The 21,154-nt window shown below is 43.1% G+C and carries 19 protein-coding genes; 6 read left to right on the plus strand and 13 right to left on the minus strand.

Annotated features, from left to right (window positions below; genetic code table 11):
• Window positions 1–265: 265 nt before the first annotated feature.
• Window positions 266–598 carry a PepSY domain-containing protein gene (locus NL647_RS04890; RefSeq protein WP_050904275.1) on the plus strand — a complete coding sequence of 111 codons (333 nt, stop codon included), beginning with the start codon at window positions 266–268 and terminating at the stop codon, window positions 596–598.
• 138 nt (window positions 599–736) lie between these two features.
• Here NL647_RS04890 and NL647_RS04895 read toward each other — a convergent pair whose 3' ends face one another.
• On the minus strand, window positions 737–1,213 hold the full coding sequence (locus tag NL647_RS04895; RefSeq protein WP_009699010.1) for a YHS domain-containing (seleno)protein: 477 nt from the start codon (window positions 1,211–1,213) through the stop codon (window positions 737–739).
• Between the two features lie 108 nt (window positions 1,214–1,321).
• Between NL647_RS04895 and NL647_RS04900 the strand changes: the two genes are divergently transcribed.
• On the plus strand, window positions 1,322–2,152 hold the full coding sequence (locus NL647_RS04900) for an AraC family transcriptional regulator (RefSeq protein WP_253650106.1): 831 nt from the start codon (window positions 1,322–1,324) through the stop codon (window positions 2,150–2,152).
• Window positions 2,153–2,447: 295 nt separating this feature from the next.
• Here the strand turns inward: NL647_RS04900 and NL647_RS04905 are convergent, their stop codons facing one another.
• The 6 genes from NL647_RS04905 to NL647_RS04930 form a co-directional block, all read right to left on the minus strand.
• Window positions 2,448–2,780, minus strand: coding sequence for a hypothetical protein (locus tag NL647_RS04905; RefSeq protein ID WP_005447096.1), 333 nt, complete (start codon window positions 2,778–2,780; stop codon window positions 2,448–2,450).
• Window positions 2,781–2,810: 30 nt separating this feature from the next.
• Window positions 2,811–3,083 carry a DUF3601 domain-containing protein gene (locus NL647_RS04910; RefSeq protein WP_005447097.1) on the minus strand — a complete coding sequence of 91 codons (273 nt, stop codon included), beginning with the start codon at window positions 3,081–3,083 and terminating at the stop codon, window positions 2,811–2,813.
• 242 nt (window positions 3,084–3,325) lie between these two features.
• Window positions 3,326–3,676 (minus strand): DUF3147 family protein, encoded by a 351-nt coding sequence (locus tag NL647_RS04915; RefSeq protein WP_005447099.1) that lies wholly within the window; start codon window positions 3,674–3,676, stop codon window positions 3,326–3,328.
• Window positions 3,677–3,817: 141 nt separating this feature from the next.
• Entirely contained in the window at window positions 3,818–5,143 is a 1,326-nt protein-coding gene (locus NL647_RS04920; RefSeq protein ID WP_009696279.1) for a sensor domain-containing diguanylate cyclase, read from the minus strand.
• Window positions 5,144–5,586: 443 nt separating this feature from the next.
• Complete coding sequence (locus tag NL647_RS04925; RefSeq protein WP_253649733.1) at window positions 5,587–6,432, minus strand: enoyl-CoA hydratase/isomerase family protein; 846 nt, start codon at window positions 6,430–6,432, stop codon at window positions 5,587–5,589.
• Between the two features lie 290 nt (window positions 6,433–6,722).
• Window positions 6,723–7,868: an AI-2E family transporter gene (locus NL647_RS04930; protein WP_253649734.1), complete on the minus strand. Its 1,146-nt coding sequence runs from the start codon at window positions 7,866–7,868 to the stop codon at window positions 6,723–6,725.
• Window positions 7,869–8,188: 320 nt separating this feature from the next.
• Here NL647_RS04930 and NL647_RS04935 point away from each other — a divergent pair, with 320 nt between their 5' ends.
• Both NL647_RS04935 and NL647_RS04940 read left to right on the plus strand, forming a co-directional pair.
• On the plus strand, window positions 8,189–8,734 hold the full coding sequence (locus NL647_RS04935) for a sugar O-acetyltransferase (protein WP_005447106.1): 546 nt from the start codon (window positions 8,189–8,191) through the stop codon (window positions 8,732–8,734).
• A gap of 99 nt (window positions 8,735–8,833) precedes the next feature.
• Window positions 8,834–10,357, plus strand: coding sequence for an AGE family epimerase/isomerase (locus NL647_RS04940; RefSeq protein WP_253649735.1), 1,524 nt, complete (start codon window positions 8,834–8,836; stop codon window positions 10,355–10,357).
• Window positions 10,358–10,427: 70 nt separating this feature from the next.
• On the opposite strand, the gene NL647_RS04945 is transcribed toward NL647_RS04940, so the two are convergent.
• A complete protein-coding gene (locus NL647_RS04945) occupies window positions 10,428–11,987 on the minus strand; it encodes a methyl-accepting chemotaxis protein (protein ID WP_005447108.1) in 1,560 nt (519 codons plus the stop codon).
• A gap of 429 nt (window positions 11,988–12,416) precedes the next feature.
• On the opposite strand from NL647_RS04945, the gene NL647_RS04950 reads away from it, so the two are divergent.
• On the plus strand, window positions 12,417–12,989 hold the full coding sequence (locus tag NL647_RS04950) for a YceI family protein (RefSeq protein WP_005447112.1): 573 nt from the start codon (window positions 12,417–12,419) through the stop codon (window positions 12,987–12,989).
• An 83-nt stretch (window positions 12,990–13,072) separates the two neighbouring features.
• Here the strand turns inward: NL647_RS04950 and NL647_RS04955 are convergent, their stop codons facing one another.
• The 4 genes from NL647_RS04955 to NL647_RS04970 form a co-directional block, all read right to left on the minus strand.
• Window positions 13,073–13,672 (minus strand): cytochrome b, encoded by a 600-nt coding sequence (locus tag NL647_RS04955; protein ID WP_005447113.1) that lies wholly within the window; start codon window positions 13,670–13,672, stop codon window positions 13,073–13,075.
• 135 nt (window positions 13,673–13,807) lie between these two features.
• Complete coding sequence (locus NL647_RS04960) at window positions 13,808–16,696, minus strand: Ig-like domain-containing protein (protein ID WP_253649736.1); 2,889 nt, start codon at window positions 16,694–16,696, stop codon at window positions 13,808–13,810.
• 760 nt (window positions 16,697–17,456) lie between these two features.
• On the minus strand, window positions 17,457–18,776 hold the full coding sequence (locus tag NL647_RS04965) for a peptidoglycan DD-metalloendopeptidase family protein (protein ID WP_017190859.1): 1,320 nt from the start codon (window positions 18,774–18,776) through the stop codon (window positions 17,457–17,459).
• A 298-nt stretch (window positions 18,777–19,074) separates the two neighbouring features.
• On the minus strand, window positions 19,075–19,965 hold the full coding sequence (locus NL647_RS04970; protein WP_253649737.1) for a LysR family transcriptional regulator: 891 nt from the start codon (window positions 19,963–19,965) through the stop codon (window positions 19,075–19,077).
• A 116-nt stretch (window positions 19,966–20,081) separates the two neighbouring features.
• Here NL647_RS04970 and NL647_RS04975 point away from each other — a divergent pair, with 116 nt between their 5' ends.
• A complete protein-coding gene (locus NL647_RS04975) occupies window positions 20,082–20,507 on the plus strand; it encodes an ester cyclase (RefSeq protein ID WP_253649738.1) in 426 nt (141 codons plus the stop codon).
• Between the two features lie 75 nt (window positions 20,508–20,582).
• Here the strand turns inward: NL647_RS04975 and NL647_RS04980 are convergent, their stop codons facing one another.
• Complete coding sequence (locus NL647_RS04980) at window positions 20,583–21,143, minus strand: hypothetical protein (protein ID WP_009696293.1); 561 nt, start codon at window positions 21,141–21,143, stop codon at window positions 20,583–20,585.
• Between the last annotated feature and the right edge of the window lie 11 nt (window positions 21,144–21,154).

Consider the following 21,154-nt stretch of genomic DNA (forward strand, 5'->3'; position numbering starts at 1 on the left):
ACGACGACTTCAATCCATCATGGTTTTAACTGTCGCCAAACTACCAATAGAAATGTGAAAAACTTGTATAGCTCGAACCCTCCAGACCATCAGGGATGGGTTGAACGCTAAAGTTCGTTAACGCAGCGATAGACGCAGTACGACAATTCTATCGGGACGAGCTTGTTCAATGCCGTATTCACATTTCTTTTACACCGTCACCTACACTATGGAGACGACAATAAAAGACCTCTCTCAGATGAAATTAGCGCTTAAGGAGAACTCAATGAAAAAACTCATATCATGTATCGCCCTAACCGCTTTTGGTGTGTTAAGTCTGCCAAGTTATGCTGCCGCCGATGCAGAAATCATCAGTCAAGAAGATGCCATTAAAGCAGCGCTAGGGGCGTTAGATGTTGAGGTGCTAGGCATTCGTCACGATGAACCTGATACCCAGTGGGATGTGTTTATTAAACGTGGAGATAAAGCGTACGAAGTCGAGGTTGATGCTCTCACAGGTAAGATTGTTGCGGCGGAAGAGGAAAGTCTAGCCGAAGTTCAAGCAGAACTTTCTGGCGATCTTTCACATGAAGGCGTGATTGGCGATGTCGATAAATAACGAGTGAGTTAAGGGCAATATAAACCGCTCCTATTAATCTCACTTTGTGTATTCCGCCCTTCTAATAGCCCATCGAAAAAAGGCGAACCAAATGATTCGCCTTGGGCGGACAGTAGGAAAGGAATTTATCGAAGACAGTTACAGCTTATCAGCGTCAACGACTTTTATGGTTGTCCAATTAGAGTTGGCATCTTGGATGAAGCCTTGTGTATCTTCCAACCAGCGCTTTTGCACCGATTTATCAAGATTCAGATATAGTTTGCCGTCTTCAATTTTCCACGCTTGAGGGTCAGTTTCGAACTTTTTACCCATCGCTACACCAAATGCACAGTAACCACCGTATTGTGGTGCGTAAGCTTGTGGATCCGTTTTGAATTGATCACGGTTTGCCGCATTAGCAAAGTGGTAGATAGCATTGTTGTAAGTGGCTGAATATTCAGGCTTGCCTTGCACTGCGCCATTATCTGTAAAGTACGCAACTGGGTCATATCCCTTGATCGCAAGATCATTAGCATCAACGCTCATGCCTACATCCGCAGCCATTAATGAAAAACTGGTTCCGAGTAAAGCGGTCATTAAAGTGAGTTTTCGACCAGTTGATTTAATGCGTGACATAGTAAGCTCCTTGTCTGTTTGTTTACCTTGTGCGAATAAATTAGCGGACTCTTCCGGTCTAAAGAGGGACTAATGACCAAAAAAATACGCAAATCGTTCGGAGGTAAAATGGACTTGTTATCACAGCTGATGGAACACTTCTCAATACGGACTGGTGTTTTCTATTCCGGGCATTTGTGTGGCATTTCTTCATTTCAATCAGACCACCACAACAGAGGCCACCTTCATGTACTCAATGCGGGTGATTTAATCTTGACGCCTGCAGGAGAAAATCCAAAACAGCTCACACAACCTTGCGTTATTTATTTGCCGAATAATACCCCTCATCGATTGGAAGGAGGTGAAGACAGTGAATTGGTGTGTGCAAACGTGGATTATAGAGGTGGTCAGATAAATCCTTTGTTGTCCGTATTACCAGACGTGATAGTCATCCCCTTTGAAGCTGCGCCAAACTTAACACCGGTATTAGATATGTTGTCTCAAGAAGCCAGCAAGAACTCCGTAGGACAGGAGTTTTTGATGGACAAGCTAAGCGACACTCTGATGGCTTTGATCTTCCGTCACTTAATTCAAGAGCAGAAAATCGAGCACGGTCTATTTGCCGCCCTTTCCCACCCTCGCCTTGCCAATGTCATTACTGAAGTGCATCAATTACCACCTCGTCACTTTCATATCAATGAAATGGCGTCCATCGCTGCGATGTCTCGGACTCAATTTATCGAGACCTTTAAACAAGTGGTTGGTGAAACTCCGGGGGATTATGTACAAAAGTGGCGAGTATCGGTCGCGCAATCGATGTTATTGCAAAATAAGCCGTTGAATTGGGTCTCTGATGAAGTCGGCTACAGTAGCTATTCTGGCTTCTCCCGCGCTTTTCAAAATGTCTCAGGAATGTCACCACGTCGCTGGTTACAAGAGCAAAAGGATGAAGTTGTTTGACTAAAAAAGCGAGTCAAAGACATGCTCCCAAAGGGCACTCTTTGCAAATATAAGGACCTTGGCTTGTATACTTTGTTGCCGATTCTTGATTTAGACCCACTAAACCTCTAAATCGCCGCCGCGTCTACAAACCAAGTCATTCTCGCTGAACCTAGCATCTCGAGGTTACTTGGGTATAACTACCAGAGCTGAAAAAACGGCTATCGTCTCCCTGCGTACAAGTCCCTACCACCGAGCCATGCACTGATAAAGCCGTAAAGAGCAAGATAAGGACAAACAACAGCATCTTATGCTTTCAATCCTCGTCAATCTGAGAAGTGACAAATTCATCGATAAACAACTTTCCTGCAATCGAATCGATCGCGGCGATGGCTCCTCCCGAACCGTGGTAGGTTTCAGCATATAGATTGAATACTTGACCACAGGTTCGACAGGCAAAGTAGTTACAGATTAAATCATTCCACCCTTTCCGATTTATCATCTGAGAAAAAGGCTCACCCCAACTGCCGTAACCCAAGTATTTAAGCGTTTTAGCCTCCGTTCTTTCATTGAGAAAGCACATTGCATTCGCCAAATCTTTAGGGTTGTTTATTTTTCTCGCAGCATCTGAACAATCTTCACAACTCATTTTGGTTTTCCAGTTCACCTTTAACTAAATTTATTGCTGTCGTTCAAAATAAGTACCTAGCTCATGAACGATGTGTTGTTGTAAGCCCTCCCGATTGCAAAGCATGATCTGAAGGTCTCGGTTATGTGTTCGGAAAAAGAGTGATAAACCACTTTCATAAGGAACGAAGTTATGGTCAATAAACACCATTTCCTCATCAACTTGATACCGCTCACCGTTATAATCATAAAATTCTTTTTTGACTCGGTAGCGAACACCAGGATGTAAAACACTAAAACTCTTATTTTGACAAGTGTTGTTCATTTTTCTCAACGACCCTATTCTGTGGCGTTCAACCTAATATAAGTAATCCGGCGACCTAACCGCTAACAACGGAGCCAATAAATACCGTATGTTTCGGGTCATTGTTGAAGTCGATGATTGAAGTGCGATGCGCTTGTGTTGTTATCAGTAAGCGTTGCATTTGTTTCACGCTTTACCACAGCAGATAGCGAATCTATTAAGGTAAACGCTGGTATGTCAGGTTGGGAGCCAGAAAAACCTTGTCACAGCAAATTGATTCCGAATTGCTTTGCTACTAAGTTTGTCAAAGCAAAACAAGCTACCGATACTACGCAGCTGATTAATAGCGTCAGCCAAAAGGAGTATTTGGTTAGCAAATACGGGAAGAGTAAAAACATTGGCAACGTCGGCACGACAAACCAAAACGTGTAGAAAGCGTGGTTGGACAGTTTTTCTGTGCCTTGACCTTCAATATACATCCATACCAGCGCCAAAATAGTCACCGTTGGTAAGGCTGCTACCAAGGCACCAAGTTTGTCACTTCTTTTCGCCACTTCAGAAATTAATACGACGATTGCCGCCGTGGTTAAGTACTTGGTCACTATCCATAGCATTGTATTGCACCTTCAATTCACTTCGATCCGCTCTTAAAGTTAAACAAAAACAAGGCTTTGTTTACAAGCTGATAACCTAATATCTGTGAGTCTTCTCAGACATCAAGTAAAGCTATAGGCATACTATTTGAGACTTCATTCTTAACGAGTCCAACACACTTGATTTCGCCCTGAGTTTTTCGCTTTGTATAACGCTCGGTCCGCTTCTCTTAATGCGTCTTTTAGAGAGTCTGTGCCGTCAAAATAGGCGACCCCAATACTTACCGTGATATCAATGTACATATCATTGATAAACACGGGCGTATTCGCCACTGTTTTTCTTACTCGCTCGCAGTATAGGTATGCTTGTCGAGCGTTAGTGTTTGGCATCAACAACATAAATTCCTCACCACCAGTGCGAGAAAGAGTGAAATCATGGCTCGTGTTTGCTTCGCATAGCTTAGAGAACTGAGCTAATACGATGTCCCCCACCTCATGACCATAAGTATCATTAATGCTCTTAAAAAAATCGATATCAAACACAGCAATTGAGCCTGCCGTATTCTCTTTTCTTAACACCTCAAACTTGGTCTCAAGACCACGACGGTTTAGGAGTCCAGTTAAGTAATCGGTATGCGCTTCATTTTGCAGGCTATCTCGCTGCATTTCTGAATGACGAAACTTGTTGAAGTACCTCACCGGTGTTGTCACCAATATTAGTAGCGTCAACAAAGTGGCAAAAATAACCACTCGTGGGATCAAGCCACTGTCCTCTGGCGATATTGAGATTTGCCAATTGGTGTTGAAAATCGTCACGACGCCAGTATGAATGTCACAATCAATCTCACCTTTAGAGCTGATCACTTTGTCATAATAGTTGCTGTTATCAGGATCATAGCCAACAACAGAGTAACGATTCACGTGGTTTTGGTTTAATACTTGCTCTAGTTTGCTAACGATTGATTCTAAATAGATAACGGAAGAAGAAAAACCAATGAAATTCGCATCGTCTGAGATACCTTTTCTGAGGATGAATGCTTGCTTACCATTTTGAACTAAAGTGACGGGACCTATAATCGTGTTTTTCTTGCAGTTTACAGACTGGTTTGCCCCAAGTTTTCGTGTTTGGTCTTCAAGAACGTTGTGACCAATTGCCGCTTTATGCTCGTCGTAGGGATAAGCATATTGCACGACCCCTTTTGGAAGGTATAACAAGGCATCCACATTGGTATAAGTGGATAAAAGCTTACGACTAAGTTTATTAAACTCTGCTGATGACATGTCATGGTTCTTAGAAAGCACCACAACTTCTTTCAATACTTCAGCCGTAATCAATGCGTCATTAAAGATGACTTTCATCTCTTTATTGATAGCACTGATAACTTGTTCAGATTCTTTTTCGTTATTGATGGCGGTTAGTTTTGTGGCGAGTAATTCCGTTAGCAATAATACCGAAATTAAAAATACTACTTTGATGCCCCAACTCATTACAACTGTCCTAGATTAACCCACTCTCCCTATCCCTAATTCAACAACTAAAATCCGTTTAGCTTTCATTCACTGCAATTCTGATCAAGATTTGAACTTGATGCATTTAAGAAGCGGCGATTATACGCATAATTGTATACTGTTCGATGATCAAAAGGTGTCGTTACGGATAAATATTTTTATCAATCAACAGTAAATTTCTATCGATCGATTTGATTGATCGACACAATCGATTCTATTAATTAAAAATATTGACCGACACGGCAAAAACTTAATGCCTAAACTGATGAATTTTCAAACAAATCTAGCCATTTTCTAGAATTGTCACTGATAATCGTTTGGTTTACATGAGCGACAGCAAGCAGAGCCAAATTTACTCGTCAATTGAAGGCGAGCCAAAAAACTCGCCTTTAATCTTATATCGACAATCAAGCTATGAATGATCAGTTAATGTCTTGCACCTTCATAACCAGTTCTTCCCAGTTTCTTTGGTTTTCGATATCGTGCTCTAAACCTTGGTCATCGGCAATTTGGAAACGCTTAACCGCTGGCGTTTTGCTGGTTGCTTGGTAAAGCCAGTAAGCTTCGGCTTTCAACGCTTCATCGATTGGCTTATCGATTGACTCGTACACCATTTGCTTACATGCATTAATAGATTCAGCTGGGAACTTAGAAATTCGCTGCGCTAACTCATCAACATAAGGACCAATCTCATCAGGCTCCAACGCTTTGTTTATGGTGCCGTACGCTTCTGCTTCGTCCGCATCGAAGTCGCGAGCACTCAAGATGATTTCTAGAGCACGTCCTAAACCAACCTGGCGTGCCATCCGAGATGCGCCACCACCGCACGGTAAGATGCCCATGCCAACTTCCATCTGCATAAATTTGTATTTACCGCGTGCGGCAAAGCGCATATCACATGCCAATGCAAATTCATGACCACCACCACGGGCAAATCCCTCCAACTTAGCAATCGTTGCTTGTGGTAGCTTGCTGATCCTTTCTAACACTGATTGAAGGTCAAGCAATTTCGCGTCTTCACGTGAAACCGCTTCTGTCGACATTTCTTTCAGCAATTCGGTGTCGTAATGACAAACCCAAATTTCTGGATTAGCAGATTGGAATACAACCACTTTCACGTTACGGTCACGTTCCAGACGTAGCGCTAAACCGTTCAAATCCGTCAACATTTCCTGCCCTTGTACGTTTACCGTTCCAAAATCAAACGTAACATAAAGAACTGCTTCTTCTTGTTTTGCAGTAAATGTTTTGTAGCCTTCGTAAGCCATATCCATTTCCTTTTTCCAATAAAAACATAACGTTGCGATTTACTAAAGCAACGCAATTAACGTTACGCCTCTGAAAAACATCAAACAATGATTTATAAATTGAAACAGTATTTACGAAAACTAAAAGGTTGTTTGTCCGTTTACGACTAGTCGTTAAGTTTCTAGCGCTGATTATTTGCATTCACAAGCAACTAGAACAGCGACCTTCTAGTTGCTCGAATGATTATCAACAAGCGCACTTCACATGGGCTTGTGCGATCTCACGGTCTAACTGCCTATTCAGAACTAACTTAATCCTTGGACTCTTTAGCTTCTGTTTTCTCTTCCTGAAACTCTTCACTCTCTAAGACATCAACAACGTCCTGAGTTTCCGTATCGACCCACTTCATAAACACCTGATAACCAGCAGCTAAGAATGCAGCGCCAATAAACATACCCAGTATACCGCCGGACATCATGCCGCCAACGGCACCAATAAGGACAATAGGCATCGGGACTTCTAACCCTCGCCCGAGAATCAATGGTTTTAAGAAGTTATCAATCAAGCTAGCGGCGATCAGTAAGATGGTAAAGATCACGTTATGAACCGTTCCGCTGTCCCCCGCCCACAACAAACCAACGGCGACTAAAGCAATAATAGTGACCGGAAGTTGAACGATAGCGAAGACTAGTGCGATAAGTGTAAACAAGGCTGCGGCAGGTACGCCGGATAATGCAACGACACCGCCAAATGCCATTGCTGTTAAGAAAGCAATACCAATGATGCCCACGGCGACTTGCCTGATAGTTGCAGTGGTAAGTTGGTGCAAATCCGGACCTCTTACTTCATCGGTAAAACTAATGAAGATCTTACGTATCGACCTAGCCGCAGGTTGTGCCCAAGCAAGCATGATCCCCGCAATAATAATCGCACCAATCAGCATAAACACACTTTTCGCCGCACCTGTCGCACTGTCAACAAACCAACTAAAGAACCCTTTAATTTGTGGCTGCCGCTTTTCAATAAAAGTTGGTAGATCGTCCGCCGCTTCATACCAAACCGCATGAACTTTTTCACCGACCAACGGCCAGGCTTTCACACTGTCTGCTGGCTTGGTGATTACCAAAGTGCCATCTCGGTAAGACTCAAACGCACCTAAGGTTTTAGAAGCAAAAGAGTTGCCCACCATTGCTGTTGGCGTGCCGAGAATCAGCACACCAATAATCGCGATCAATGTTGCCGAGCGCGCGGAGCTTAATCCGAGTTTTCTTTCAATAACAAGTTTGACTGGATAAAGCGCAATAGCAAGGACTAACGCCCAGAGCAAAATAGGTAAAAAAGGTAAGAATGCCCACCAGCACACAATAACGATAAGCGTCGTGATTGAGAATCGTATCAAAGATGTGGTGAACGCTTTCGCCAGTATTTTCTCAAGATTTTCATTTGAATTATTCACTGTTTATCCCTTTGGTTTCACGTCATATTCCCATCATCTGATGATGGATAACGTGTCAATTTTTCCAAGCACAGTCATTGTCCGCGCATTACACAAGTGGATGTTTTAGAGCCCCACTCTGCAACGCAAAGCTCACATATAAAACCTAGTACAACCTCCCGTACATTCAACGGTTTAATGTTGAGTTGTTTATGAAGTCGATGTTAAGAAGCGTTATTAAGTGACCATATTCTGATTTTGCGGTTCTCTATTTCCACTTGTATAACGCGCGCTTTATATTGCTCACTTTGTTGCACTATTTAAGCAGTAAGGGCAAAAAGATGTCAGCACTCGAACTTATGCGTTCAGGAAAGGTTTATAACTGTCTGGACGAAGAACTTCAGCTCATGCGGGAGCGCACATGTGAGCTCATTTTCAACTTCAACCATGAACCCAATGCAGCAAAGCGTCATGCACTTCTCGTTGAAATAGGCGTCAATCTTGGTGATGGTGCTTGTATCCAAGCCCCGTTGCAATTGACGTATGGATGCAACCTTTCAGTGGGCTCGCATACTTACATTAATTGGGATGCCATCATCATAGACAACGGACAGGTAACTATTGGCGCGAACGTGATGATTGGTCCGCGAGTTCAAATCTACACCGCTGCGCATGCTTTAGAGACAGAGCAACGCCTTGCTGGTGATGAAACTGCAAAACCTGTAACCATAAAAGATAAAGTATGGATTGGTGGTGGTGCGATCATTATGCCGGGCGTGACGATTGGAGAAGAAGCTGTCATTGGTGCTGGATCTGTCGTAACGAAAGATGTGGCTCCGAGAGACCGCGTTGCTGGTAACCCCGCTCGCTCCATCAAAAAAGACTGACAAGCTTGTCAGCAGAGGGAATGGAAAACCGGAGAGATTCAACGGTTTGTAGAGGTCACCAACCGATATACTCTTTCTTTTCTTTCAAGGACTTGCTTTATGTCTTTTTCGACAAAGTCGTTAATAATAGCGCTCTCTCTCGCCACCAGTTCGGTGTCACTGGCGGCGACAATTGAAAACTCAGCTTCAAACGAAACAGTTTCCCAAGACGCGATTGCAAATAATGTGGCATCAACGACCTTTCCATCTACACAGACATGGCTAAACCACATCACAACAGGCTTAGCCCCTTACTGGATGGATGAGAAAGCTTACGGAGAACCTGTTGGAAACTTCCCCACTTTCCGCTGCAACGATGGTCGCAAACTGAATACAGCCAATGTTTGTCCTGAGTTAGATCGAGGTTGGATTACTCCTTATTTTGGTCGTGAATATACGCGAATGAAATCACGCCAAACCTACGCCTATGGGGTGCTTTTCCACCTAACTGGAGACACGCAAGCCCTTGAACTAGCGAAACAAGGGGCTTATTACCTAATCAATGAATTGCAAGACAAAGAGCGTGGCGGCTTTATTTCGTTCACGCAAAACAAACAAGCTGGTTTAAAGTGGACACAGAGAACTTCGCAAGACCAAGCTTACGCACTCGTTGGACTTGCAATGTATTACTACCTAACGGGCGATCCTCTGGTAGAAAAAGTACTTATTGATCAGCAAAAATTTATCTTCGATAACTACAGACTAAACGATGAAGTAGGACTTGCTTGGGTTTTACAAGATGGAGATGAGCAAAGTGCAAAACAGTATGAGTTGGTTGCACAATTAGACCAAATTAACGGCTATATGCTTTTGGTCGCTCCCCTATTGCCTGAGCCACATCGAACGAAGTGGCTCAGTGACCTGACCTGGTTAACAAATACATTAGTTCAACATTATCACTCAGACAAAGAGCAACGCTTCTACGGCGCCATTCATCATAAAGCCGTCATGCAGCCAAACGCCAAACATAACGATTTCGGTCACACCATTAAAGCGTATTGGATGACGTACCTTGTCGCAGAACAAATAAACAATGCCGATTGGAAACAATTTGCAAAACAAGGCATGCGAACGACATTAGAGCGAGCGCAATATCAACAACAGTTTGAACCAGTTAGCGTTTTTTTTTCTCCCGAACTGCAAAGCGAATGGGCGAATCAATCCATCCCTGCTTGGCAAAGCCGCCCTTATTCTAACGGCAGCTCTTCTTGGGAATGGGCAGAGCTTGACCAATCAGCAATGACACTTGCCATTTTAGATAACAAGGTGGGAAATGTACTGCCATACACCACACGTACTTTTATGGATGCATGGGTTGATCATCAATATGGGGGCGTCGGTCTCGATCCAAAGTCAACCAAAGCGTTTCATTGGGGCAATGGTTATCATCAATTCGAGCACGCATTGATTGGCACCTTAACGTCTGGTGCACTAAACCATCAGCCAGTAACTTTGTATTATGCAAATGCGAGCAAAGTACAATCCGATTTCACGCCTTATTATTTCCAAGGTAAAGTGGATAACGTCGAACGAACGGCGCAAGGCGAAATTCAAGCAGTGACCTATAATAACATCACCCCATAACCACACTTTGGATACATATCGGCAAACAAAAAGGCGACTCGATGGTCGCCTTTTGCATGCTTGTTGTGGGTTAGATCCTGAACGAGCCGACGTAATGATCAAGCGTTTGCGAAAGCTCAGCCAGTTGTTGACTCGATTGCTCTAATTGCTCACTTGCATTTAGACCGAGCTTCACTGAGTTGCTCACCGTATCCATGTTCATGTTGATCTCGTTAGCTACCGTCGATTGTTGTTCTGTTGCCGTTGCAACCTGAGTATTAATATCCAAAATGGTCATTACCTGCTTAGAAATCGCTTCTAGTGCTTGTCGAGCTAGCTCCGTCTCCGTAGTTCCTTCTTCGATCAAAGCTTTACTGTTCCCCATCGAATTCACGGCATTTTGCGCTTCGTCTTGCAAGCGTTTGATCATCAGGTCAATCTCATCGGTTGACTGCGCGGTTTTCGTCGCAAGGTTACGCACTTCGTCGGCTACCACAGCAAAACCACGGCCTGCATCACCAGCACGAGCGGCCTCAATTGCAGCATTAAGTGCCAATAAGTTCGTCTGTTCTGAGATACCTCGAATCACCTCAAGGATTGAACCGATCGATTGAGTATTATCTGCCAAACTTACGATGATGCTGGACGTGCTGTTCATCTCGGTTTCAAGGTTTGTGATTGCCGTAGTGGTCTTTTGCAGCGTCTTGTAGCCTTCTTGTGTTTCATCCGTTGCAGTACTTGCCGCGCTCGCTGCACCTGCTGCGTTCGATGCAATTTCGTTAACCGTCGCAATCATTTCATTCATTGACGTCACCACCAGCATGGTTTGCTCGTTTTGCTCCTGCCCACGAGTCAACGCCTGTTGAGATTGCTCACGTAAGGCAGTTGCAGAGCCATTCAATGCAACACCAGTGCTCACCACTTGCGAAATAATGCCATGAACCTTTTCAACAAAGACATTAAATGCTGATGAAATCTGAGCCACTTCATCATTACCTTTTGTTGGCAAACGAACAGTCAGATCGCCTTCCCCTTGGGAAATGTCATGCAGTGCATTTTTCAATACAGATAACGGCTGCATTAAGTGGCTTAGCAGAAGCGAAAGTAGTAGCACGCAGAGTACAAATATCACGATCATTGAACCAAGTTGGTAACTAATAATACCGTTCGTTGCTTGGCTCACTTCCGTAATTGGAATACCGATATCGAACGTGCCGTAGAGCTGGCCATTCACGTAGATTGGAGCCATGATATCGAACACCCACACTTGCTGCACATCCGCGTACCACTTCGAGTATTGCTGCACACCTTTGGTTGCACCCGCCACTGTATAGTCATCTTCGTACTTCTTGTTTAGCTTTTGTTTATCACTGTGTGCAACCGCCGAAACATTACTATCGATTACAATGGCATAACTTACATCTGAGCGTTGCTTTAACTGGTCAACTAACGCTTGGAGATCTTGGACCGGATGGTTTGAGTTCTCTAAAATGTAACTTGCATTCTCAGCTAAGAACTCAGCCTGAACCTGAGATTTGTGCAAGATGATGTCATCGATTTTCTGACTGGAGATAAAGTAGGTAGACGCCATACTCGCCATGACAGCAATGCCAAACATGGCACAAACGGCTAATAGGATGATTCTTTTCATTATGGTTGTCTCAACGCAAGCGATTAATTTCTATCAACGGGGTTAATTAAGCCGATGACTTGGCATTACTCTCTTTGCCAACCCATTCTCCCGCGACACTGGTTTTAACTATTCAGTTACGTTATCCGCATCAAATGCAACAACTTTAATAAAATGAATCGTTTTTATATCAGTATCACACTTTTATAGAATAACCATGTAAGCCGTGTAGATTTACCAACACCTAAATAAGCCATTGCTAATTAGCAAGTTTCTGACAAATAATACGCTCTCATAATCATTCAAATTGATATTCGAACATCATTAATGCACAGTTAATCACATCGAAAAAATCACCAAAATTAATCGATTTAATTCCTTATTAACTTTTATAAATCCGGACTAGTATCAAGGGGAACAACCGTTCAACGTATATAAGGCTTAATAATAATGAAAAAGACTTTATCCACCCTAAGCATTGCGCTGGCGCTGTTTTCTAGTGCTTCATTTGCTGCTGACAACTACACATTAGATTCAAACTTTTCTTCAGTAAGCTTTGCTACCATCAAGAACCAGTTTGTTGTCGAGCCAGCAACCATCAATACTCTTTCCGGCACGTTAGACAGCAATGGCAAATTTGATGTTGCTATCGATCTAAATAGCATTGAGACAGGTATCCCTATTCGTAACACCCGTCTTAATGAAATCTTCTTTGAATCTGCGAAACACGCACCAGTAAAAGTGACAGGAAAAGTTGATTGGGCTTCTCTGGGTGAAGGCTCACACAAGGTAAAAGTACCTGCTGAAGTAACGCTGTTTGGTAAGACAAAATCCGTTGAGTTTCCGGTTGTTATCCTAAACGCTGGCGATACGGTAATGGTGAGCTCAAGTGCACCTGTGATTATTGGCGCTGCTGACTTTGGTATTCCTAGTAAGAACTTAACTGACCTCGCGGCAACAGTTGGCGGGATTAAGATTTCTGATCGAGTTCCACTCACTTTGAATCTAACCTTTAAAAAATAGTTAGATTAAGTGGACACAAAGGCTTGGAGGCTCACCAAGCCTTTTTTCTTTCTACACGCCTTCAACCAACCGCACTGTGCGGCTTACGACGACTGACTTTGCTTAGTCACATTAAATGCCATACTCCGCAATACATCGTTCTTATTCACAAAGTGATGTTTCAACGCTGCTAACGCATGTAGCAACACCAAGCTCGCGAGTGTGGCACAGCCAAAACGGTGAACCATAAAAAAGAACGCATTCACTTCGGCATTAGAAATTGGGTTTGGAATGGTAAACAGCCAAAAGAATGGATACTCATGTTTAAGCATCAGAAAACCACTGACAAACACTACAAACATCACCAAATAGATAGCGCCATGCGTCAGTTTAGCGATGCTTTTCTGGGTATGAGAAACCGACTTTGGTAACTCTGGGGCTTTACGAAAGAATGACCACCCCCAACGTACAATCAATAACACGGAGGCGATGGTTGCAAACGACATATTGAGCGTAGATAGAACATGGAACACCTGCGGCATATCCATAACGAATAACATGCCGTAGCCTGCAAGCGTTGCATAAATGATAATCACCGCCATAGCCCAATGTAGCCATTTACTGAACGCATCGTAGTGTTGAGTGGAGGTATTTTGGACGCACGGAATCGCTTTCTGGTGCTGACCAGAATCTAATCTCGACATATTGTCACCACTGAATTAGTTTGAGATTTGCATGGGAATACGACGAGAGAAGGCTTTCCCATGATGAAGATTGAAGAAATAACGGAAGGCATTGAGCCTTCCGTCGTTCAAGTAGATTACAAGATGAGGTAGGTACTACTTACTTACATTGATCATGTCGTTAAAGTAGTCAACTTGTTCTGCCATACTCAAACCTTGGTTGTTTGAACCCAACGTCCACATGAAGAAACCACCATAACCGTTATCTTTCTGCCATTTAGCACGGTCTAGGTTGTTCTGACGCGTTTCAACAAAGTTACCACCTGGTGCCCACTGACTGTTGATCGTGTTACCTAAAACAATCTTCGACTTGTCTCCAATATATTCAGCATAGTTCGCCATCGCGACATCGTATAGGAAGTTTCGACCAGCGTCGTATGTCATGACGTTGAAGAAATCAAAGTCATTTTTAGTCGCTTTGAGTAGATCAATGACTTCACCATGATGCGATGAGCGACCAGATGGCTCAACATAAGAACAGTTTTCGAATACGTTTGCATTCATACACTCGACAGGGTCGGCACCTACGTGATAAGTAGTCAGGGACAGCACTTTGGTGTTGCCGACTTTCTCACGGATCAGTTTGATCAATGCCGTTAAGTCTTGGTTCTCTTTGTCTGTGATTCGAGCGGCTTTTTCGAAGTCGAAATCCAACCCATCAATATGCACATAACCAGCTAACTGATACTTGCTGTAATCACAGCTGCCATCTGGTTTTGATGCAAGACATTCACCTTCCATCTCTTCAGGCTTCAGGTTCTTCTTGTACACAGGGAATGGCGTGTGGACCAAATCAACCAATCCAGTCGCGACCGCTTCACGACTTTGTGGGGTGCTGATCGCCGACCAAATACTTTCGTAAGTTTGCCCCCCGAACGCTACCATCATCGTGACGTTTTCATTGTCATGCTTAAGCGTTGACCAAGCGAGGTACTGCGTTGGCATCCAATCTGGATTGTAATCCGGCGGTGTGAGCATGCCGTCAGAGATCGTGATATTACCGCTTGAATCCCACTTACCAAATGACAATAGGTAACCGTCTCCTTCTGAGTTGAACAACTGCTCGTAGTCATTTAGACCCCAAGATGTTAGGTAACTGATAGAGCGATCTGGGTTATCAACTAAACCGCCACCGCCCGTGCTTTCTTTAACTGTAATGTTAGATGTCGCTGAGGTTTGCTCTTGGCTTGCTGTGTTTACCGCTTTTGCCGTGATGGCATAAGCCCCCTTCTGCGCACCTAGCCATTCATACTCGTATGGCGCTTCGGTATCTTTGAACAGTTCATTACCATTGGCGATAAAGCTTACAGAAGTAATATCGCCTTCGTAGCTCTTTGCATCCGCTTTGATAGAAATCGCACGACCTTCGAAGTAGCTAGAACCATCGACAGGAGATGAAAGCGAAACCACCAAGTCCTTGTCAGTGATAGCCAAAGAAATTGGCGCAGCTTCTGCACTCGCACCTTGATCATCGTATGCAATAACCGTCAATGTGTATTGACCTTCAACTTGAGCAGGAACCGTGATGGTATAAGTATCGCCCTGTGAAGGTGTGCCTGAGGTTGCTACCACTTGTCCATTCAACTGAACGTCAACGCGAGCAACTTCGGTATCATCCGTTGCATCAACTACCACATCGAATGCTTGGTTTGGTGCGATTTTTTGTCCATCTTGAGGGGACTGAACCTTAACAACTGGCACAGGGTTCGGATCACATTGCCCTACTTCATTCCATGCGTCTTTCCACGCATCAGGATAATCAGGGTGGCCGGTGCCCGGTGTCCAAACCGGATTACCACACCAACCCGCGACGGTACATGAGTAAATATTGCCAATATTCGTGACTTCATCGCCTACTTTGTATGGCACACCATCTTCGTACTGAGGAATATCGCCACAACTTGTGCCCGTGTCTGTGACCGTAATGGTTAGGCTCTTGCGTGAAGTATGCTGCTCGTCATCCTGAGCTTCAGCGCGAAGCGTTGTTGACCCCGCTGTGTGTGCCGTCCAATCACATGAGAAATCTTGAGTCGCTTTCGCGTCTAACTGACATACTTCAGCATCGTTGGCGAAGAATTTGACGGTTGTTAAATCATCATCTGCATCAGAGACATTGGCCGAGATTGTAATGGTGTCACCTTTTTGGTGAGAAGAGCCAGCGTCTGGTGAGATAAACTCAATCACAGGTGGATTTGGTGCAGTAGATTCCGATTCAACCGTTACTTGAACCGTTTGTTCTGTCAGTTTCTTTCCACTCTCATCGAATGCCATGACCGCAATCGATGCTGCGCCAATAGTGTCAGGGAGCCAAGCCTGTTGATACTCTGTCGTGCCTTCTACAACAGGTTGCTCTCCCAATTTGATGTTGTTTACCCAGAACTCTAGTTTGGTTGCACCTTCACCCGCAATATCCGTGATGATGTCTACATTTGTGCCAGTATAAACCACTGAGTTTTGTGCAGGAGCCAAAATATCGAGCGAGAACTCAGGTGGAGGAACGACTTCACCATCGACTTTCACTACCACTGAATTTTCAAACGCATTCAGATCCGTCAACTCTCCACCGAAAGAAATCGTCAGTACCGCAGATTCTCCAGAAGCAAGCTCGCTATCTACCCAAGATCCTTGCGGAAACTTCAGCGCGACAGAGTTCAGTACACCGTTAGATTGTGTCGTATGAGAGATTTCCCATGACGGATACGAAAGGTGATTTGACGCCCAACCGATGTCATTGATTGCTACAGGCAATACGAACTCAATGACAGCTTCACGCATGTCTGCCGTTTCAGAACCTGTGTTCTTGATATCTAGCTTATAAGTGCTCCAGTATTCACTTTCTGATTGAGCAACCGCATCAGTACTAAACTCCGCAGCCATGGCTTGTGAAATAGGATTCAGTAATAAACCGGAGCAAAGCATTGTTAGCCCTAGCGTGCGATAACCAATGGAGTTTGTCTGCGTAGCACTGCTCTTTCTTAGATACATAATAAAGTCCTTAGTCTTATATTAATTATTTAGGTACTGCACAAAGACCTGCAATTAATGTTTCATTTGTGTTTTGCAAGCACACTTAATTTATAAATAAAAATAACCAAGGCAAAAATTCATTATTGTTTCTGGGATAAATATCAAAATTTATTTCTCTATAACTATTTATTGTTCAATTTATAAACCAATAAGTTATAAATGAAACATTAAAGAAAAAGAATAAACTTAATTAGATTATATTAATTTAATCAAAAGCTAGCACTAATCACCGGTCACCACACACTATAAAAGCAACCAAAAAGAGAATAAAAGCCTTTAACAACAGAAAGATAGCATCACCACTCTTTCTTAAAGCACTTTGCTCGCACCAAAAAACAATGAACTAAAAATCAGCGATTTAAAATCAACAATGAAGATATATTATCCACCCATTGATTGGAGTTATAAATTAAATCAAATAATAATGATTTAAAATAAATACACCTGGTTAAATAGGAAATAATAGTAAGCAAAGACAATGGAACTTTATGGAATAAATATCACATATTTATATCGCGCAAAATGAGTTATGTCACTATAAAAATAGAGTATAAATTCTATTTTTACTGTCATTTAAATGCAATAATTAACCGACTCATCCCATAGGCTTATTCTTCTGATATGCTTTATTTTTCATCTATTTTAAGAACCTAATTCCTAGTTCGCTAAAAACAAAAAAGGCAAGCGAAAATGCTTGCCTTTGATGCTGCTATACCCACTAAGAGGGTTGTTTGTTCTGCATTGTTTGCGCACTACTGGCACTTTGCTCACGAGCAACCAAATCATCAAATTCAGAGACTCTTGCTAAAAAGGCTGGCTTGTCTTTAGTAGAAATGGAACTCGCTAATGGTAAATCCGCTTTCATAGCATCCACTGCACGATTACGTACCAACACTTCGAAATGAAGGTGTGGTCCCGTTAATCGTCCTGTCGCTCCCGACAATGCAATCTTCTGCCCACGCTTAACATGGTCGCCCTTTTTGACGAGAAAACGGCTTAGATGCAAATAACGCGTTTTATAGACACTATTGTGCTCTATCACTAAGTATTTACCCGCATAAGGATGGTTACGAACCGCTATCACCTTGCCATCGCCAGTTGAGTAAACCGGGGAACCAACTGGTGTTGCGAAGTCCGTACCGTTATGCGGAGAGATTCGTCCCGTAACAGGGTGTTTTCGGTAAGGGTTGAATGGAGAGGTAATACGACGGAACTGTTTGTCGATCGGATAACGGTTAAATGCTTGTTCAAGGCTGTTACCTGCTCTGTCATAAAAACGACCGTCCTCCGCTAAGAATGCTTCAACGTCTTTAGCTCGCATTTTGATCGCGATGCCCTGCACTTCTGCATTACCAGTAAAGTGATCATCAAGATATTGTCGATTCACCAATACATGAAAGCTATCACCAGCACGAAGCTCACGAGCAAAATTTACTTTGTCACGTAACACGCGAGTGATGTTAGCAATCTGCGTTGTGGTCAATCCTTGCTTATGCGCAGAAGAAGAAAAACTGCCATTGATCGTGCCTGAGTACATTTCTTCACGCCACTCTCCCGGCTCCTCAATAAAGTCATAAGCAAACGTGCCATCGTCGTTTTGCGTATAGACCGCGCGTTCGACAAGGCTTTCATGGAAAATCACTTGTTTTAGGGTCTTAGTATCTCTATCTACCACGAGCTCAAGGTGGTCGCCTGGTTTGATGGTATCGAGCTTCAGCGACGTTAAGTCAGCTTCAAGAAGCTTTTGAGTGGTGTCGTATGATACCCCCCATGAGGAAAAGATCGTGCTGAGCGTGTCACCAACTTTAACGAAGTAGTGAATACGCGCGATGTTGTCATGCTTTTTGACTTCACGTTCGGGATTTTGAGGTGTTTCATTTGTTTGAGTCTCGTTTTTTTGAGCGCTCTTTAGTTCTGAATAAGGCGTGACCTTAATAGTGATTTCTTCTGGTTTCGTTTCTGCTTGATAGGTGAGATAAGCTGCAAGAGAGAATGCGGTAGCAGCAACAGCAATTAAGGAATAACGAACAAACTTCATAGTACTAGGGTTAACTGAGAATAGTAATTGTTATGTTATAACATCATACAGGCACAATTTAAACGTTACGTATTTGAGAACTTTGTTTCTAAGCTTTGCTATTCTCACTAAACGTCTATTTTGCTTAGATAAACCTTACAACAAAAAAGGGAAAATTATCTTACCCTTCCCTATGATTACCAAATCGTTTTGAAGTTCCATCCTCTTTGATGAATTGAAAAGTAAACAAACTAAACGCACATACCTGATTTCAGCACCGATAAACAAAGAGCAACGGATACTCAGAAACGAGCTGACGTTAAGGTACAAAGTACGCTCTTAGCTCTTCGATAAAGACTTTGACCTTTCTCGGTGTGTTAGAGCGTGCTCGATAAAGCGCGTAGACCGTTCTTGTTGGTAATTGGTAGTCTTTCAGTACTTCTATCAATTCGCCCTTACACAACTCATCTTCCGCCAATGCTCTTGGAAGCATCGCAACTCCATAGTTTTGTTTTAGCGCCGTTTTCACTGCCTGCACGCTGTTAACGGAAAGAGATGGTGACACCTGCACATCCAGCTCTTTTCCCGCTTTGCTAAATCGCCACACCTTATAATTCTTTAAATTTGGGTCTTCGATAATTCGATGAGAATGCAGATCTCTCGGTTGCAAAAGTGAAGAAGAGGCTTCTAAGTATTGCGGCGAGGCACATATGATATTCCTGTTTTCAGTGATCTTTGTTGCGATCAAATCTGAATCTTGCCTAACCAAACGACCAGATCGAATTGCTACGTCATACCCTTGTGAGGAGATATCATCTAAACCATCATCAAGCAGCAAATTCACTCTTAGCTCCGGATATATATCACTGAAACCGCAAATAAACGGCATGAGCAAGATTTCTGTCAAACCATTTGGCGCGAGAACATTCAAGGTGCCAGAGATTTCATTACTATCAAACCTCATCGTGTCATTCAGCGCTTCAAGTTGCAAAATCAGAACATGTGCTTCTTGATAATACTGATGACCAGCGTCCGTAAGAGACAGCGCCTTGGTTGAGCGATTCATTAATCGCGTTCCAAGATACGTTTCTAGATCTCTAACATTGCGACTCACGAGAGATTTAGACACTTCTAGTTTCTTAGATGCGCCCGTAAAACTGCCTTCCTCTACGGTGCAAATAAACGATTTAATTAGCGTGATTAAGTTCATCAAAACATTCATTGTTTACTATTTGTTGACAGATTATCGACCTTATCTGATCTATTCAAGCTTCATTTTTTGATTAAAAATCCCAGCAATTCAACAAACAAAGAGAAGATAAATAAATGGAAAGTAAACAAGTCCAAACCATAAGAAATTACTTTAATATTTGTGTTGACGGTAAGGCAACAGAACGTGTGGGGGAATTTTTCGCTGAAGATGCTCTTATTCACCGCCCTGATTGTGGAAAAACCTTAAAAGGGTTAGTCGAATTTGAAGCCAAGTTGAAATCTTGCGTAACTGAACGTTATGAGAGCCTTGAGACAAGCTTTCAACGCATTGTAGAAGCAGAATATCAAGTGGTTGTCGCCCTGACTCACAAAGCCAAAAATGCAAATACGTGGATGGAGTTCGATGTATCAGGTAAAGACGTTACATGGACAAGCCTCACCTACTTTCGCTTTAACCAAGAAGGTAAAGTGATTGAAGAAATCGTAGAGCGCAACGAGTTAAGCATGGCAACTCAACTTGGGTTAACGATCACACAATAACCAATGCTGTTACGTAAATATGAGGGCTCACAAATGGAGTCCTCTTTTTACATTCGATCTATAAGATTATTCAGGCTACCACTTCACGATACCCAGCGTGACTTTAACACCGCCGACTAACGTCGAACCACCATAGTCTTTTGCTAGACGCAGCAAAGTGTCATGAAAACCTAAGTTTGGAAAGGCCGCCTCAACTTCTGCGATGGTTTCTTTACTCAACCCTTTACGAACACTGCCTTTGGTCGCATCAATCCAGTCAGCTTTGCGGCATGCTTCAATGACTTTTTGGTGCGGACCTTTGTACGGAGAAATCTTATGGTGCCAATGAATCGCTCCACGCAAAGCATCAGGATCTAAACCCCACTCAAAGTGTTCATTGTCAGCTAACGCTGCAGCCTCTGATGGCTCCAAATAAGCCAGCTCATGATCGGTCCACAGTCCGATATCGTGGTACACAAAAGCCGTTTCAACGAGCGGTTCATACCGTTCATCGTTACCTAGAAAATGCATCGCATAGGTGATTGTCCGATATACATGATTTCGATAACCGGGAAAATCGTCACCGATCTGCTCTTTGTATTTAGCAAACAACAATTCGACGCGTGGTCGATCTCGTTTGATTTCTATTTGCGACATGTTTGGTTTCC

Origin of the sequence: Vibrio sp. Y29_XK_CS5, from assembly GCF_024181835.1 — a bacterium.
GTDB classification, from domain to species: domain Bacteria; phylum Pseudomonadota; class Gammaproteobacteria; order Enterobacterales; family Vibrionaceae; genus Vibrio; species Vibrio harveyi.

Bases quoted from the DNA above. Each gene is read 5' to 3' on its own strand.
- NL647_RS04890 (WP_050904275.1), top strand. From the start codon at position 266: ATGAAAAAACTCATATCATGTATCGCCCTAACCGCTTTTGGTGTGTTA.
- NL647_RS04895 (WP_009699010.1), bottom strand. From the start codon at position 1,213: ATGTCACGCATTAAATCAACTGGTCGAAAACTCACTTTAATGACCGCT.
- NL647_RS04900 (WP_253650106.1), top strand. From the start codon at position 1,322: ATGGACTTGTTATCACAGCTGATGGAACACTTCTCAATACGGACTGGT.
- NL647_RS04905 (WP_005447096.1), bottom strand. From the start codon at position 2,780: ATGAGTTGTGAAGATTGTTCAGATGCTGCGAGAAAAATAAACAACCCT.
- NL647_RS04910 (WP_005447097.1), bottom strand. From the start codon at position 3,083: ATGAACAACACTTGTCAAAATAAGAGTTTTAGTGTTTTACATCCTGGT.
- NL647_RS04915 (WP_005447099.1), bottom strand. From the start codon at position 3,676: ATGCTATGGATAGTGACCAAGTACTTAACCACGGCGGCAATCGTCGTA.
- NL647_RS04920 (WP_009696279.1), bottom strand. From the start codon at position 5,143: ATGAGTTGGGGCATCAAAGTAGTATTTTTAATTTCGGTATTATTGCTA.
- NL647_RS04925 (WP_253649733.1), bottom strand. From the start codon at position 6,432: ATGGCTTACGAAGGCTACAAAACATTTACTGCAAAACAAGAAGAAGCA.
- NL647_RS04935 (WP_005447106.1), top strand. From the start codon at position 8,189: ATGTCAGCACTCGAACTTATGCGTTCAGGAAAGGTTTATAACTGTCTG.
- NL647_RS04940 (WP_253649735.1), top strand. From the start codon at position 8,834: ATGTCTTTTTCGACAAAGTCGTTAATAATAGCGCTCTCTCTCGCCACC.
- NL647_RS04945 (WP_005447108.1), bottom strand. From the start codon at position 11,987: ATGAAAAGAATCATCCTATTAGCCGTTTGTGCCATGTTTGGCATTGCT.
- NL647_RS04950 (WP_005447112.1), top strand. From the start codon at position 12,417: ATGAAAAAGACTTTATCCACCCTAAGCATTGCGCTGGCGCTGTTTTCT.
- NL647_RS04955 (WP_005447113.1), bottom strand. From the start codon at position 13,672: ATGTCGAGATTAGATTCTGGTCAGCACCAGAAAGCGATTCCGTGCGTC.
- NL647_RS04960 (WP_253649736.1), bottom strand. From the start codon at position 16,696: ATGTATCTAAGAAAGAGCAGTGCTACGCAGACAAACTCCATTGGTTAT.
- NL647_RS04965 (WP_017190859.1), bottom strand. From the start codon at position 18,776: ATGAAGTTTGTTCGTTATTCCTTAATTGCTGTTGCTGCTACCGCATTC.
- NL647_RS04970 (WP_253649737.1), bottom strand. From the start codon at position 19,965: ATGAACTTAATCACGCTAATTAAATCGTTTATTTGCACCGTAGAGGAA.
- NL647_RS04975 (WP_253649738.1), top strand. From the start codon at position 20,082: ATGGAAAGTAAACAAGTCCAAACCATAAGAAATTACTTTAATATTTGT.
- NL647_RS04980 (WP_009696293.1), bottom strand. From the start codon at position 21,143: ATGTCGCAAATAGAAATCAAACGAGATCGACCACGCGTCGAATTGTTG.